Origin of the sequence: Cellulomonas sp. Root485, assembly GCF_001426705.1 — a bacterium.
Classification (GTDB): Bacteria; Actinomycetota; Actinomycetes; order Actinomycetales; family Cellulomonadaceae; genus Cellulomonas.
In genome coordinates, this window is the sequence record NZ_LMFC01000004.1 from 120,037 (window position 1) to 134,960 (window position 14,924).

At 72.0% G+C, this 14,924-nt stretch carries 12 protein-coding genes; 4 read left to right on the plus strand and 8 right to left on the minus strand.

Annotated features, from left to right (window positions below; all coding sequences use genetic code 11):
- Window positions 1-3 precede the first annotated feature (3 nt).
- The 4 genes from ASD16_RS18050 to fabI all read right to left on the minus strand — a co-directional run bounded on the left by ASD16_RS18050 (window position 4) and on the right by fabI (window position 4,961).
- Complete coding sequence (locus tag ASD16_RS18050; protein WP_235523408.1) at window positions 4-1,647, minus strand: phospholipase D family protein; 1,644 nt, start codon at window positions 1,645-1,647, stop codon at window positions 4-6.
- A gap of 56 nt (window positions 1,648-1,703) precedes the next feature.
- Window positions 1,704-2,612 carry a hypothetical protein gene (locus ASD16_RS21960; RefSeq protein ID WP_055920955.1) on the minus strand — a complete coding sequence of 303 codons (909 nt, stop codon included), beginning with the start codon at window positions 2,610-2,612 and terminating at the stop codon, window positions 1,704-1,706.
- Window positions 2,613-2,691: 79 nt separating this feature from the next.
- Window positions 2,692-4,146, minus strand: coding sequence for a nitronate monooxygenase (locus ASD16_RS18060; RefSeq protein ID WP_055920959.1), 1,455 nt, complete (start codon window positions 4,144-4,146; stop codon window positions 2,692-2,694).
- A 47-nt stretch (window positions 4,147-4,193) separates the two neighbouring features.
- Window positions 4,194-4,961, minus strand: coding sequence for an enoyl-ACP reductase FabI (gene fabI, locus ASD16_RS18065; protein WP_055921705.1), 768 nt, complete (start codon window positions 4,959-4,961; stop codon window positions 4,194-4,196).
- Between the two features lie 175 nt (window positions 4,962-5,136).
- Between fabI and ASD16_RS18070 the strand changes: the two genes are divergently transcribed.
- Genes ASD16_RS18070 through ASD16_RS18085 form a run of 4 tightly spaced genes read left to right on the plus strand, consistent with a single transcriptional unit; the run spans window position 5,137 to window position 10,037 of the window.
- Window positions 5,137-7,218 (plus strand): HAMP domain-containing sensor histidine kinase, encoded by a 2,082-nt coding sequence (locus tag ASD16_RS18070; RefSeq protein WP_157454017.1) that lies wholly within the window; start codon window positions 5,137-5,139, stop codon window positions 7,216-7,218.
- On the plus strand, window positions 7,215-7,610 hold the full coding sequence (locus ASD16_RS18075) for a response regulator transcription factor (RefSeq protein ID WP_055920965.1): 396 nt from the start codon (window positions 7,215-7,217) through the stop codon (window positions 7,608-7,610). Before ASD16_RS18070 ends, ASD16_RS18075 begins: the two co-directional genes overlap by 4 nt.
- Before the next feature lie 7 nt (window positions 7,611-7,617).
- Complete coding sequence (locus ASD16_RS18080) at window positions 7,618-8,619, plus strand: HEAT repeat domain-containing protein (RefSeq protein WP_055920967.1); 1,002 nt, start codon at window positions 7,618-7,620, stop codon at window positions 8,617-8,619.
- A complete protein-coding gene (locus ASD16_RS18085) occupies window positions 8,616-10,037 on the plus strand; it encodes a glycosyltransferase (RefSeq protein ID WP_055920970.1) in 1,422 nt (473 codons plus the stop codon). Before ASD16_RS18080 ends, ASD16_RS18085 begins: the two co-directional genes overlap by 4 nt.
- On the opposite strand, the gene ASD16_RS18090 is transcribed toward ASD16_RS18085, so the two are convergent.
- The 4 genes from ASD16_RS18090 to ASD16_RS18105 form a co-directional block, all read right to left on the minus strand.
- A complete protein-coding gene (locus ASD16_RS18090) occupies window positions 10,030-10,929 on the minus strand; it encodes a carbohydrate ABC transporter permease (protein WP_055920973.1) in 900 nt (299 codons plus the stop codon). The two genes, ASD16_RS18085 and ASD16_RS18090, sit on opposite strands and share 8 nt — an antisense overlap.
- Window positions 10,929-11,855 (minus strand): carbohydrate ABC transporter permease, encoded by a 927-nt coding sequence (locus ASD16_RS18095; protein WP_055920976.1) that lies wholly within the window; start codon window positions 11,853-11,855, stop codon window positions 10,929-10,931. The genes ASD16_RS18090 and ASD16_RS18095 overlap by 1 nt, the downstream gene beginning before the upstream one ends.
- A 29-nt stretch (window positions 11,856-11,884) precedes the next feature.
- The gene (locus ASD16_RS18100) at window positions 11,885-13,168 is read right to left on the minus strand and encodes an ABC transporter substrate-binding protein (protein WP_055920979.1); all 1,284 of its coding nucleotides are present in this window, start codon (window positions 13,166-13,168) and stop codon (window positions 11,885-11,887) included.
- Window positions 13,169-13,236: 68 nt separating this feature from the next.
- Window positions 13,237-14,901 carry a glycoside hydrolase family 13 protein gene (locus ASD16_RS18105; RefSeq protein ID WP_055920982.1) on the minus strand — a complete coding sequence of 555 codons (1,665 nt, stop codon included), beginning with the start codon at window positions 14,899-14,901 and terminating at the stop codon, window positions 13,237-13,239.
- Window positions 14,902-14,924: the final 23 nt, after the last annotated feature.

Consider the following 14,924-nt stretch of genomic DNA (forward strand, 5'->3'; position numbering starts at 1 on the left):
CCGTCAGTGCCGGCCGCCCACCTTCATCCACGTCGGCCGCCCGTCGGGGTCCACGATGGCGTGATAGCTCGGCGCCGCGAGCAGCCGCTGCCACAGCGGCATCCGCACGACCGGGTGTGCCCGCAGCCTGCCGGGCGGGCGGGGGCCCGATCTGCCGCCGGCGTGCCACGCGTCGAGAGCGGCGGCGCTCGATCGCATGGCGTCGATCGCGTCGCCCGGATCGATCAGTCCGGTGTCGTCGTCACGGTCGAGGTGCTCCCGCCACAGCTCGAGCCGGAGCTCGCGCGCGAAGGCTCGCGCGCCGTCGCCCAGGCCCGCGGGATCACGCGGCTCCCGCTCGTCCAGGCGCCGGTCGAGGATCGCTGCGGTCAGCTCGGAGTCGTGCGTCCAGGACCGCCGGTTGAAGTTGTCGCTGCCCACCGTCGCCCACACGTCGTCGATCACGCACACCTTCGCGTGCACGTAGACGGGCAGACCGTCGCGGTTCTCGACGTCGAGGACCATGACGCGGTCGCCGCCCGCGGCGCGCACAATCTGCAGGGCCTGCGCGTGGCCGAGCCGCACCGGCGGCAGGCCCAGCCGGTCGTCCTGGTCCGGGTACCGCGGGACGACAGCGATGAGGTGCAGCCCGGGTTCGCGGCGCAGGGCCGCGGCGAAGACCTGAGCGACGTCCGCCGACCACAGGTACTGGTCCTCGATGTAGACGAGTCGGCGAGCCCTCCGCAGCGCCTTCGCGTACCCGCGGGCCGCGCTGCGCTCGCCGGCGGGCGCGAACGGGTACCGGGGGCGGCGCTGGGGGTAGGTGCGCAGGAGCTGGACCGCGCAGGTGCCGGCCGGAGGGGGATCGGGTGCCGGCGGCGGCAGCACGCTGGGCTGTCGGTCCTCGCCGTGCACCACGTCGGGCACCGCCTGCCACGGCAGCCGCGACAGTGCGGCGGGGTCCTCCCATCGCTCCCGGAAGACGTCCTCGACGTCGCGGACGGCCGGGCCGCGGATCAGGACGTGCACGTCGTGCCACGGCGGGCGTGGCCCGTACGCGTGGGAGAACGGCAGGGCCTGGGGATCGCCGCGGTGGTCGGCGTCGTCGCGCCGGCCGTGCGCCAGGTCGATCCCGCCGACGAGGGCGATGTCGTCCGCGGGCCGCGCCGCATGCCGGATGACGACGAACTTCTGATGGTGGCTGCCGACCGCGCGCACCCGCTGGTCGAGGAGCACCTCGCCACCGACCTCGTTGACCCTCTCGGCGAGCGTGCGGTTCTCCCGGTTCGAGAACCGCAGCGTGTCCAGGTGCGAGCGCCACATGAGGCCCTTGACCAGCGCGCCGCGGAGCACGGCGGCCGACAGCGACTCCCGGACGGTCGCGCCACCGTCGGTCAGCCGCTCGTCAGGGTCCCCGCGCCAGTCGCTGAACAGCACCAGGTCGCCCGGCCCCACGCGGGCCAGAGCCTCGGCGAGCACCGCGAAGTAGGTGGAGCCGTGCACGAGCGGCTGCACCGCGTTGCCCTCGGTCCACGGCCGGATTCGCGTCGCGTCGTTGCCGCGCTGCTGCGCGGTGAGGAACCAGCCGAGCTCGGTCTGCCCACCGGCGACCGCCGGGAGGCGAACCCCGACCCCGGGGCTGCGTCGTGCGCGCGACAGGAGCTGCACGGGACCAAACTCGCACACGTGGCCGGTCGGGGCCACGCGCGGGACCGGCGGCACCCTCAGCCGGTGAACAGGCTCGACACCGCTCCGGTCAGGACGGGTGCGAAGACGCTGAGCAGGGTGATCGGGTTGCGCAGGGTGTGGGACTGCAGACCCAGGCGCCGTTCGAACCGGGCGCGCGCGGCGAAGTCCGCCTCCGCCGGCACGGCACCGACCGGGAACGGGACGACCTTGTCGACGAGCGCGATCGCCTGGGTCCGCCAGGAGACCACGAGCGGCACGACGATGGCGGCGACGATCACGGCGAAGAACGCGCCGTAGCCGAGCGCGATAGCGGTGGGCAGATCGTCCTCCGTGACCGACCCGGCCGCGAGCCACGCAGCACGCAGCGTCACGACGTCGAGCACGATCGTCGACAGGATGGCGGCCAGGGCGAGCGAGCTGCGTTCGATCGTCTCCCAGGTGCGCTCGAGGTTCTCGACGATCCGGCCGAGCGCGGTGGCGAAGCCGAGGTCGTCGACGACGAGCGTCGTCACGTCGTCGCCGATGGCGGTGGCCTCCGCGTGCGCCAGCCAGACGCTGACCACCCAGGGGTAGCCGGCGAGCCAGGCGACGACACCCGCGACGAGGATCGCCGGTCGGGCGTCCTCCGCGGCGGGAATCTGGAGGATGTAGGTGACCGAGCCCATCAGGGCGCTGGTCAGCACGGCAACCAGGACATACGCGGCCGTGTGGGTCTTCCACCACGGCCGTGGCTCGTCGGCAGTCTGCTGACGGACGCGGTCCACGCCGTAGACGAAGAGCACGGCCCAGGTGACGACGCTGAAGGCGACGACGGCCGCCCAGGCGCCGAACCACTGCGCGAGATGGAGCAGGTCCCGCGCCAGGAACATGGCCCCGTACACGGCGAGCGCCGCAGCGGCCACCACGACGGTGACCCGGGCGGGCGAGCTGCGGAGCTTGTTCATGGCGCCTCGTCGCTCACGGTCGGCGGTCCCCCTCAGAAGGGCGGCGGCTGGCCGCGCCAGGGACGACCCGCACCGACCATCATCGTCCGGGAGACAGGAGCCAGTCGAGCACCTGGTCGGCGGACCAGCCGTCGGGATGCAGCTCGGCCAGCCGGCGGGCGCCGTCGAGGTCGGAACCGAGTGTCACCAGGGCTTCCTCGGTGCGCCTGTCGGGACGGGTCTGGCCGAGGCCGACGTCGGCGGACAGGGCGTTGCACAAGCACGCGCGTCCGGCGGCGTCGTCGGCGGAGCCACCCTTGCGCACGAACATCTCGACGGGCTCGGCCGGGCAGCGGTACCCCACGCGCCCGTCGTCCTTGAGATATGGCGACCGCAGGTAGCCCAGGTCGCACAGGCGGGGCCGGGCGGCGCGGAGAACCGGGTCCGACAGGGTGCCCTCGAGCTGGGCGACCTTGAACGGGAACCCGGTGGGCGACGCGTCCCCGTCGGTGAGGACCTCGAGGGTCCCGGCCCGCAGACCGGCCAGGAGCCGTGCGCGCAGCTCCGGGGTGAGGCCCGAGTCGGCGCTCAGCGCGAAGACCGTCCCCACCTGGACGCCTGTCGCGCCGGCAGCCACCGCGGCCCGGACGGCCTCGGGGGTGCCGAGCGAGCCGGCGAGCCAGAAGGGCAGCCCCACGGCCGCGACCTTGGCGAGGTCCGCCTGGTCCCGGGCGCCGAACACGGGCTGGCCGCGCTCGTCGCGCACAGGCCGGCCGCGCGGCGGCGCGTTGTGACCGCCGGCGCGTGGCCCCTCGATGACGAAGCCGTCGGGCCGGATCGCGGGGTCGCGCGTCAGGTAGGCGGCGAGGACCTCGCTGGACACGATCGCCAGGAACATCGGCCGGGCCAGCGGCGCCCGGCCGGCGCCGAGGAGGTCGGGCGGGTCGATCGTCACGGCGTGGTCGCCGCCCGGGTCTCCGGCGACGTCGACGGGCAGCCGGGTCGGGCGGTGGGCCGCGAGGTCGTCGAGCAGGTGCGGCAGGTGTCGCGGGATGCCGGCGCCGACGAGCACGGCATCCACACCGGCGAGCATCGCGCCGTAGGCGGCCGCGGGCAGCGCCATCTGGACCTTCTCCAGGTAGTTGATCCCGACGGGGCCGCGATGGCCTGCCTTGGCCAGCCACACCTCGACGAAGTTGCCGAGCACCGTCAGCTCCTGGACGGCCCGGCCGGGCCGGATGCTCAGCCGGGGCACCGGGGTGTAGGCCACCCCCGGTCCCCGTCCGCCGGGCCGCAGGTACCGCGCGAGCACGCGCTCGACGATCGCCCGCACCGGGAACGCCGCCATGGCGCGACGGACAGAGCCGTCGAGGTCGCCGTCCTCGAGCCGGCGCGTCAGCACGAGGTCCAGCGCGGTCCCCGACACCACGCCGAGCTGTCCTCGCCTGGCGACGGCGGAAGCCAGGCGCCAGGACGAGACGGCCACCCCCATCCCGCCCTGGATGATCGTCGGGAGCGCTCGTCCCAGTGCCGGCACGGGCAGAGACATCGACATCGGGCTCTCCAGGGTGGTGGGACGTCGGCTGCGGCAGGCAGGGGTCGCTAGAGCCCCATGGCGTGGACGCCGCCGTCGACGTGCACGACCTCGCCGGTCGTGGCCGGGAACCAGTCCGAGAGCAGCGCGACGACCGCGCGGGCCGTCGGGCCGGCGTCGTGGACGTCCCAGCCGAGCGGCGCCCGACGGTCCCAGCCGTCCTCGATCGTCTCGAAGCCGGGGATGGACTTGGCCGCGGTCGACCGGACCGGCCCCGCGGCGACCAGGTTGACCCGGATGCCGTCGGGCCCCAGGTCGCGGGCCAGGTAGCGCGAGGTCGACTCCAGGGCGGCCTTGGCGACGCCCATCCAGTCGTAGACCGGCCACGCCACGCTCGCGTCGAACGTCAGTCCGACGACCGAGCTGCCCCGGTGCAGCAGGGGCCGCGTCGCGACCGCCAGGGCCTTCAGCGAGTACGCCGAGACCTCCAGCGCGGTCGACACGTCGGGCCACTGGCCGCCCAGGAAGTCCCCGCCGAGGACGGACTGCGGAGCGAAGCCGATCGAGTGGACCACGCCGTCCAGGGTGTCCGCGTGCTCGCCGACGGCTCCTGCCAGGGCCGCCAGGTCCGCGGTCGACGTGACGTCGAGCCGGACCACCGGCGGCACGACGGGCAGCCGACGGGCGATCGCCTCCGTGAGCCGCTGCTGGCGGCCGAACGACGTGAGGACCACCTGCGCGCCCTGCTCCTGGGCGAGCCGGGCGACGTGGAAGGCGATCGAACCCTCCGTGAGCACACCCGTCACCAGGATGGTCCTGCCGTCGAGCAGAGGCATCGGCATCTCCTACGTCTCGGTGCCGATCTCGGTGTCGCCCGGCCCCCACGACGCTAGTCATCCACAGCCGCGCCGCCAGGGTCGTTCGGCACCTTGACACCCGTGCTCGTATGCGGGCGCGCCGCGCCGGGGCTACCCGGCCCCGCGCCCGCTACCGCGTGGGAGCATCGGTTTCGTGGCCACCACGAGGCTCCACACCGAGACGGCGGAAGCCGGGCATCGAGCGGACGCCCACCTGTGGCGTGCGGCTGTGTGGGGCGCGGTCGCCCTGTGGGCCGCCTACATGCTCGTCCCGAGCGAGCACACGGTCCTGCGCGGACTGGTGCTCTACCCGCTCGCCGACATCGCCTCGGTGGTCGCGGTCGTCTCCGGGGTACGCCGGTACCGGCCGCGAGCGCCCGCGGCGTGGCTGCTGATCGCCGGTGGGCTCGCCTCGTTCGCGGTCGCGGACTTCCTGCTCGGCATCCTCCAGCTGCAGGGGACGCAGGGCTTCCCGTCGGTCGCGGACGTCTTCTACCTGCTGGCGTACCCCCTGTTCGCGGGCGGGCTGCTGGTCGCCAGCAGGGCCGGGTTCCGGGAGGGCCGCCGGGGCACGTTCATCGACGCCGGGATCATCACCATCGCCGCGACGCTGTTCGCGCTCCTGCTGATCACCTCGAAGTACATCGCCGACCCCGACCTGTCCCTGGCGGCGGCGGTCGTGGCCAGCGCCTACCCGCTGGCCGACGTCCTGCTGCTGGCCGTCACCGCACAGTTCCTGCTGTCCACCAGCTGGCGGCCCCTCGCGCTGCGGCTCCTCACCGCGAGCCTTGCCCTGATCCTCGTCGGGGACGTCGTCTACAGCGTCCAGGAGCTGTACACCTCGGCGGGGGACCGGAGGCTCGCCGACGCCCTCCTGCTCGCCGGCGTGCTCACGCTGGGCCTCGCCGGGCTGCACCCGTCGATGACGGCGCTCACCGCCCGGACCAGCGAGGTGACGCTGCCGCGCTACAGCGTGCGCCGGGTGGTCTCGCTGTACCTGATCAGCCTGGTCCCGGTCGTGGTCCTCGCCATCCAGGCCCTGACGAGGAGGGTGGACTACGTCTGGATCACGCTCCTGGCGATGGTCGCGATCGCGGCGCTGGTCGTCACCCGCTTCGTCGACCTCGTCGGGCAGACCCTGCGGGCGGCCGAGCGCGAGGCCGCCCTGTCCCGCTTCGGCTCGGACCTGCTCTTCCGCACCGGGCACGACGAGCTCGTCACCACGGCCCAGCGCGCGGTCGACGACCTCGTCCCGGGTGGGACCGCACGCGTGGTCGAGACCAGGCCGGACCCGACCGACGAGACGGGCCTGTTCACCGCGTTGGTCGTGGTCAACGGCCACGCCGTCGGTTCGGTGGTCGCCGACCAGCGGGAGACCGCCGAGCAGGGGACGCGGGACGCGCTGGTCACCGTCGCGCGCGGCCTGTCCCTCGCGTTGGAGCGGGACAGTCTCCTCGAGGCCGAGCAGGCGACGGCGGACAGCCTCGCGGAGCAGAACGCGCAGCTGCGCGAGCTGGACCGCATGAAGGACCAGCTGGTCAGCTCGGTCTCGCACGAGCTGCGCACCCCGCTGACGTCGATCGGCGGCTACGCCGAGATGCTGCTGGGCCAGGAGTTCGGGGACCTCAACGACGACCAGCAGGACTTCGTCGAGGTCATCGACCGCAACGCCCGTCGCCTGAACCGGATCATCGACGACATCCTGTTCGTCGCGCGGGTCGACGCGGGCCGCCTGTCGCTGGAACGCAGCTGGGTCGACGTGGCCGAGGTCGCGGCGGCGAGCGTGGAGGCGGCGCTGCCCCGGGCACGGCAGGGAGGGGTGTCGGTCGAGCTCACGGCACCGGACGACCTCGAGCCGCTCTGGGCGGACCAGACCCGGCTCACGCAGATGTTCGACAACCTGATCTCGAACGCGGTCAAGTTCACGCCCCCGGGCGGCACGATAGGGGTGACCCTGAGCGGAGCTGAGGACATGGTGAGTGCGCAGATCGCCGACACGGGCATCGGTATCCCGCCGGGCGAGGTCGACCGGCTGTTCGAGCGGTTCTTCCGCGCCTCGACGGTCGGTGCGGTCGACGGGACGGGGCTCGGGCTGAGCATCGTGAAGTCCATCGTGGAGGTCCACGACGGGACGATCGCGGTGACCAGCGCCGAGGGCGTCGGCACGACCATCACGGTCGAGCTGCCGGTCCGCCAGCCTGCGGCGCGCCCGGCCGAGACGGAGGCCGTCGAATGAGCGCGGACGCGTCGTCGCCCACGAAGCCGGTGATCCTGATCGCCGACGACGACGAGGACATCCTCCACCTGCTCGCGTTCCGGCTGGAGCGGTCCGGCTACGCGGTGGTGAGCGCCAAGGACGGCGAGGAGGCGCTGCGTGTGGCCCGGGAGCACGTCCCCGACCTGGCCGTGCTGGACGTGCGGATGCCGAAGCTCGACGGCTATGAGGTGACCCGGGCGCTGCGCGCCGACGAGGCGACCCGCCGGATGCCCATCATCCTGCTGACCGCGAAGGTGCAGGACGGAGACGTCCAGCGCGGGTTCGACGCCGGCGCCGACGACTACGTGCGCAAGCCCTTCAGCCCGCAGGAGCTCCGCGCGCGGGTGCAGGCCATCCTCGGCCGCCGGTAGGCCGCACGTGACCCTGGTCTCCGTCGTCCTGGTCCTGGCCCTGGCCGGCGTGGCGTTGGTGCTCGCCCTGATCGTGCTCCGGACCTGGCGGAGCGCACGGGACCGGCGGCTGCGCGAGGTGGCCGAACGCCTGCGGCCCGCGGCGATCGAGCTGGTGGACACCCCGGACGCCGAGCCCCCCGTGCTGGTCGGCACCGAGGCCCGGGTGTTCGCCGAGCTGCTGGCGCACTACTCGCGGATCCTGCGGGGGGACGACGACGAACGGATCGGCGCGTACTTCGAGGCCTCCGGCGCGGTGGACCAGCTGCGGGACCGGCTGCGCAGCCGCCGGTTGCGACGGCGGGTGGCGGCCGCGTTCGGCCTCGGGGACACGGCCTCGGAGCGGGCGATCCCGGACCTGCTGCTCGCGCTCGACGACCCCGGCGTCGATGTCCGGGCCGCGGCGACCAGGAGCCTCGGTCGTCTGGGCGCCACCGCTGCGGTCGAGCCCCTCATCGGCGCCTCCGTCGCGCAGCGGGTGCCGCGATCGGTCACCGGTGCGGCGCTGCTCGAGATCGGTCCTGCCGCGGTGCCCCACCTGCTGGACCTGCTGGACCATCCGGACCCGGCCTTCCGCGTCCACGCCGCGGACCTCGTCGGGCTCCTCGGCTCGGCCGACGCTGCCGACGTGCTCCTTCCACGGCTGCGCGACGCCTCCTCGGAGGTCCGCGCCGCGGGTGCCGCCGCGATGGGACGGCTCGGCGCCAGCACCGGGCGGGACCAGCTGATCGACCTGCTCGAGGACCGGGTGCCGTTCGTCCGGGCCGCCGCGGCCCGCGCGCTCGGACAGATCGGCGGTCGGTCGGCTGCGGCCGCGCTGCTCGAGGTGGCCCGCCACGACGAGTTCGACCCGGCCACGGAGGCCGGCAGGGCCCTGGCGCGGATCGACCCGGAGCTGGTGCTGTCGTGCGCGGAGGACCCCGACGCCGGGCCGCACCTGCGCGAGGCCGCGGACCGGTTGGCGCTGTGAGCCTTCTGGAGGCGGCACTGGTCGCGTTCTCCGTCGCGTCGTTCGTGTACTTCGTGATCATCGACGTCCTGTACCTGCTGCTCACGGGCCTCGCGTGGAACGACCTGCGGGGGACGATCTGGCGACGCCGCTACCTGGGGCTGGACGAGGCGTTCGCCTCCCCGCTGACACCGGGCATCTCGGTGCTCGTCCCGGCCTTCAACGAGGAGGCGGGGATCGTCGAGAGTGTCCGGTCGCTGCTGGCGCTGCGCTATCCGCAGCACGAGGTCATCGTCGTCAACGACGGGTCGAACGACGGCACGATCACCGCGCTGGTCGCGGCGTTCGACCTCGTGCCGGTGCGTCAGGCGCTGCGGGAGGGGATCCCGACCGCGCGGATCCGGGCCGCCTACGCCTCGCGGTCCCACCCGGACCTGCTGGTGCTGGACAAGGAGAACGCCGGCCGTTCCGACGCGATCAACGCGGGCGTGAACGCGGCCCGGCACCCGTACGTCTGCATGATCGACGCCGACTCCGTGCTGGAGCACGACGCGCTCCTGCGCATCGCCAAGCCGTTGCTGGACCACCCCGAGTCCGTGGTCGCGGCCGGCGGCACGGTCCGCGTGGCGAACGGCTGCGAGATCGACCACGGTCAGGTGCAGTCGGTGCGGCTCGGCCACAGCCGGCTGGCGACCATCCAGACCCTCGAGTACATCCGCGCGTTCCTGGTGGCCCGCGTCGGATGGGGTCGCCTGGACGCCCTGGGGCTCATCAGCGGCGCCTTCGGCATCTTCGACCGATCGTTGCTGCAGACCGTCGGCGGGCTGTGGACGGGCACCGTGGGGGAGGACCTGGAGCTGACCCTGCGTCTGCACCGGCACCTTCGGGAGCGGGACGAGCCGTACCGGGTCGTCTTCGTCGACGACGCGGTCTGCTGGACCGAGGTTCCCGAGGACTTCGCCACGCTGGGCGGGCAGAGACGCCGCTGGCAGCGAGGCCTGTACGAGGCGCTCCGTCGGCACCGGGTCATGATCGGCAACCCCCGTTACGGTCCGATCGGCCTGGTGTCCGCCGTGTACTTCGCCGTGTTCGAGTTCCTCAGCCCGATCTTCGCCCTCCTCGGCCTGCTGGTCAGTGTGGGGCTGTACGCGTTCGGTTCCGTGTCCACGGGGTACTTCGTGTCGTTCCTCGCCGTCTCGATCGGGATGGGCGTGGTGCTCTCGACCTTGGCGCTGGCGATCGACCAGGTCGGGTACGGACGGTACGAGCGGCGCAGGGACGTGGCGCGGCTGCTCGCGTACACCGTGCTCGAGAGCGTCGGGTACCACCAGCTGCACAACGTCTGGCGGTTCCTGGGGTACGTCGACATCACCCGCGGCAAGACCGACTGGGGGGTGCAGAGGCGTCGCGGGCTGGCCCGGCCGGCGCCTCCTACTTGATCGCCCCCTGCGTCACCCCGGACATCACCCAGCGCTGGGTGAACAGGTAGACGATGATCGCGGGCGTCATGGCCATGAGGTAGGACGCGAACGCGACGTTGTAGTTGCTGCTGAACTGGGTCTGGAAGATGTTCTGCAGCACCGGGAGGGTCTGCAGCGTGGAGTCGGCCGTGATGAGCGACGGCATCATGAAGTCGTTCCACGAGGCGAGGAACGCGAAGATCGCGACGGTCGCGCTCATGGGCGCCATCATCGGGAAGACGATGCGGCGGAAGACCACCCACGTCGTGGCACCGTCGAGCCGGGCGCTCTCCTCGAGCTCCTCGGGCAGCCCTCGGATGAAGGCCGTGAACAGCAGGACGCTGAACGACAGCTGGAACATCACGTGCAGGAGCGCGACGCCGACGGGGTTGGCGAGGCCGACCATCCCGGTGAGCTTGACCTGGGACAGGGCGAGCACGGGGAAGGGCAGGAACATCGCGGCGAGCAGGTAGAAGAACGACCAGCGGAAGAACTTGTGGCCCCAGTTGCGGGCGATGGCGTAGGCCGCGAACGCCGCGAGGACGACGGTGCCGACGACGGTCACCGCGGTGACGAACACCGAGATGGCGAAGGCGCGGGGGAAGTCGGTGAGCTCCCACGCCTGGACGAACCCGTCGACGCTGATCGGGTTCGGCAGGGAGAACACCTGCCCGTCGACCGACTGCTCGGTGGTCTTGAAGGCCATCGTGACGGTCGCGTAGAGCGGCACGATGACGGCCAGCGTGCACAGCACGAGGACGATCGTGGTGCCCCAGCTCGGGCGGTCCTCGCCGCCGCGGCCGAGGAAGCGCCGGCGGGTCCGGACGGGTACCTGGGCGGGGGTCGTGGTGACCAGGGTCTGGGCAGTCATCAGAACGCGCTCCTTCCGCGGTTGAGGCGAAGCTGGATCACGGCGAGGACGACCGCGATGAGGAAGAAGATCGTGGCGTTGGCCATCTGGTAGGCGTAGTCGCCGCCGGTGAACCCGGAGAAGATCGTCATCGCGACGCTGCGGGTCGCCGTGCCCGGACCGCCGTTGGTCAGGCCGACGATGATGTCGTAGGCGTTCAGGAAGTTCTTGAAGCCGATGACGAGGTTGATCACGACGTACCCCGCCACGAGCGGCAGGGTGATGGAGACCAGGCGCCGCATCGACGACGCCCCGTCCATCGACGCCGCCTCGTAGACCTCGGCCGGGATCGACAGGATCCCCGCGATGTAGATGAGCAGGGCGCTGGGGATCGCCTGCCAGGCCGTGACGATGACGATCGTCACCCAGGCCAGGTCGGGGTTGGCCAGCAGGCTCTGCTCGAGCGCCGTGATGCCCACCGCCTGCCCGAGCTGCGGCAGGGAGTTGGAGAACAGGAAGTTGAAGACGTAGGCGATGACGATGCCGGAGATGACCATGGGCAGCACGAACGCCGCGCGCAGCGCGATCTTGCCGCGGATCTTGGCGGTCAGGCCGACGGCGAGGAGGAACGCGAGGAGGTTCACCAGCAGCACCGTGACGAGGGCGAACCCGATCGTGAACAGGTACGAGCTGCGGATCGCCGGGTCCGAGAACAGCGCCACGTAGTTGGTCAGGCCGATGAACTGGAACTCGCCGAAGCCGACCGAGTCGGTGAAGCTGAACGTGATGCCCATGATCGCGGGCAGGGTGATGCAGAGGGTGAAGAGGATGAGCGTGGGCAGCAGGAACAGGTAGAACGTCCGGTTGACCCGGGGGCGACTCGCTCGGAACGGCGTCGGTGCCGCGACGTCGCGGCTCGTCGGCCGGGTGGCAGCTGCTGTGGCCATGAGAGGTCTCCGTTCGTTGGTCGAGGTCGTCAGGAACGGAAGGCCAGGCGCCGCCAGTCGGCGTCGAGGGTCCGCAGGATGGGCTCCGGGTCGGCACCGGAGGCGAGCGACTGGGTGTAGTTCTGCAGCGGGATCGACTGCGGGACCAGCTGCGACGCGCCCAGGTAGAAGGCGGCGCGGTCGTAGTACTCCTTCAGCTCGACCAGCGTCTCGTTGGTCACCGGGGCCGCGTCCTTGGTCACGCCGAAGCCCAGCGCCTGGGCGTTGTAGGCGTCGATGACGTCGGGCTGCATGAGGAAGGACAGGAACTCGCGTGCCGCCTCCTTCTTCGTGGAGCCCTCGGGGATCCACAGCGCGAGGTCGATGTTGACCCGCACCTTGCGGTCCGCCGGGTCGTCCGTCATCGGCAGCGGGAACGCACCGACGTCGAGGTCCGGGTTCGACTTCGCGATCTCGCCGATCGCCCACGGACCCTGCAGGTACATCGCCGCCTCGCCGTTCGCGAACGCGAGGTTCCCGTCCCCGTAGCCGCGGCTCGCCGCGTCGTCCTGCGAGTACGGGACGAGCTGCTGCATCTGCTGCACCGGCGCGAGGAACTGCTTCTCGAACGACACGGGGGAGTCGGGCCCGACGTTGGTGCCCTGCCGCTTGAGCTGGTTGAAGAACGTCGTGGTGTCCACCGTGCCGCCGACCGAGTAGTCGAAGGAACCCTGCGCGATCGTCCACGGGTCCTTGAACGTGCTGTACAGCGGGGTGACGCCCGCGGCGGCGAGCGCGTCGCACACGGCGATGAGCTCGTCCCAGGTGGTCGGGACCGTCAGGCCGTGGTCCGCGAAGATCTGCCGGTTGTAGAGCACGGCCGCCGCCATGAGCGAGTACGGGATCACGCTCGTGCGGTCCGGGTAGGTGGCCGTCACGTCGATGAGCGGCTTGAGCTCGTCGAGGATCCGGCCTGCCTCGGGCATGTCGCCGAGGTCGCTGAGCGCTCCGCGTTCCACGTAGCGGGAGACCTCGAAGTTGTAGTTGAGGCAGCCGATGTCGGGTGGGGACTCCCGCACGAACGTCCCGGCCAGGTTGGACGCGGCGTCGTGGCGCACCCGCACGCGGGACTGCGTCTGGTGGAACTGGTCGATGAGCTCGTCGAAGTAGCCGATCACCTCCGGCTTCGACTGGTAGAAGACGATCTCGGTGGGCCCCGAGCCTGAGCTGGGGGCGCACGACGCGAGAGCGAGGCTCGCGCCGGCGACCCCGATCCCGCGCAGGAAGTCGCGTCGGCCCAGCTGTGCCGACAAGAGGGATGCCTGGGATGTCATGCCTTCGCCTCCGTTGGTCGAAGTCACCGGGCGGCACATTGGTGCCGCCGCCGTCGGACGGGTGGTCGTCAGACGGCGTGCTCGGGGTCCTGCAGGATCCAGACGGTCGTCTCCGCCGGTATCTCTCGCCCCTCTGCCGGAGCGCTGGACATGATCAGGGAGCCGGCCGGCATCGGCACCGGCGAGCTCCCGAAGTTGGTGACGGACGTCCACCCGCCGGGCCGCCGGAAGGCGACGACGGTCGGGTGCGTGGGCGTCAGCCAGTCCAGCGTCTCGCCGCTCTGCAGCCGGCGCCTCTCGGCCAGGGCCTGCCGGTAGAAGCTCAGCGTCGACGCGTCGTCGGCCTCCTCGCGCTCGACGGCGAAGCGACCGAAGTCGGTGGGGACTGGCAGGTGTGCGAGCTGGTCGCCGAAGCCGAGCGTCGGACCGTGCGTCGTCCACGGCAGCGGCACGCGGCAGCCGTCGCGACCCTTCTGCACGCCGCCCGAGCGCAGGAACGTCGGGTCCTGCAGGACGTCGTCGGGGAGGTCGGCCACCTCGGGCAGACCGAGCTCCTCGCCCTGGTAGAGGTACGCGGAGCCGGGGAGGGCCAGCGTGAGCAGCGTCGCCGCACGTGCGCGGCGACGACCGCGGTCCTCGTCGGGGAGCGGGTCGGTGCCGTCGCTGGTGAGCCACGCGTCGAGGTCGGTCCCCTCCGGCAGGGCGTACCGGGTGGCGTGCCGCACCACGTCGTGGTTGGAGAGCACCCACGTGGACGACGCGCCGGACTCGCGGGCGAGCTCGAGGTTCTTGTCGATGATCGCGGCGAACGTCGTCGCGTCCCACGTCGCCTCGAGGAGGTCGAAGTTGAAGGCCTGGCCCAGGCCGTCGGGGGAGGCGTAGCGGGAGCGGCGGTGCGCCGGGACCCACGCCTCGGCGACCGCGGTGCGCGGCGGGTCGTACTGGTTGAACAGCTGCCGCCACTCGCGGTAGATGTCGTGGACCTCGTCGCGGTCCTCGAGCGGGTGGGCGCCTCCCCAGATGTCCGCCTTGAGGTCCGCCTGGCTGGCGAGCGGCTCGGTGAGGTCCTTGGCCAGCGCGTGCGCGACGTCGATGCGGAACCCGTCCACCCCGCGGTCCGCCCAGAACTTCAGCGTCGTGAGGAACTCCTGGTGCACCTCGTCGTCGGCCCAGTTCAGGTCGGGCTGCTCGGGGGCGAACAGGTGCAGGTACCACTCACCGTCGCCGACCGGCTCCCAGGCCGGCCCGCCGAACGTCGAGGTCCAGTCGCTCGGCGGGAGCTCGCCGTGCTCGCCGCGGCCCCGCCGGAAGATGTAGCGCTCGCGCGCCCGCGAGCCGGGCGGGGACGCGAGCGCCTCCCGGAACCACACGTGCCGGTTGGAGGTGTGGTTCGGGACGATGTCGACGATCAGCCGGATGCCCGCACGGTGCAGAGCGGTGCGCAGCTCGTCGAACTGCTCCAGCGTCCCGATCCGCGGGTCGACGTCCCGGTAGTCGTCGACGTCGTAGCCGCCGTCGGCCAGCGCCGACGGGTAGAACGGGCTCAGCCACACCGCGTCGACACCGAGCTCGCGCAGGTAGGGCACCTTGCCGGTGATGCCGGGCAGGTCGCCGATGCCGTCGCCGTTCGAGTCGGCGAAGCTGCGCGGGTAGACCTGGTAGACCACCGCCTGCCGCCACCATGCTGCGTCCTGCGGGGTCGGCGTCTCGTCGAGCTCTGACAGGGCCGTCACTCGTCCTCCGGTTTGATGTAGGT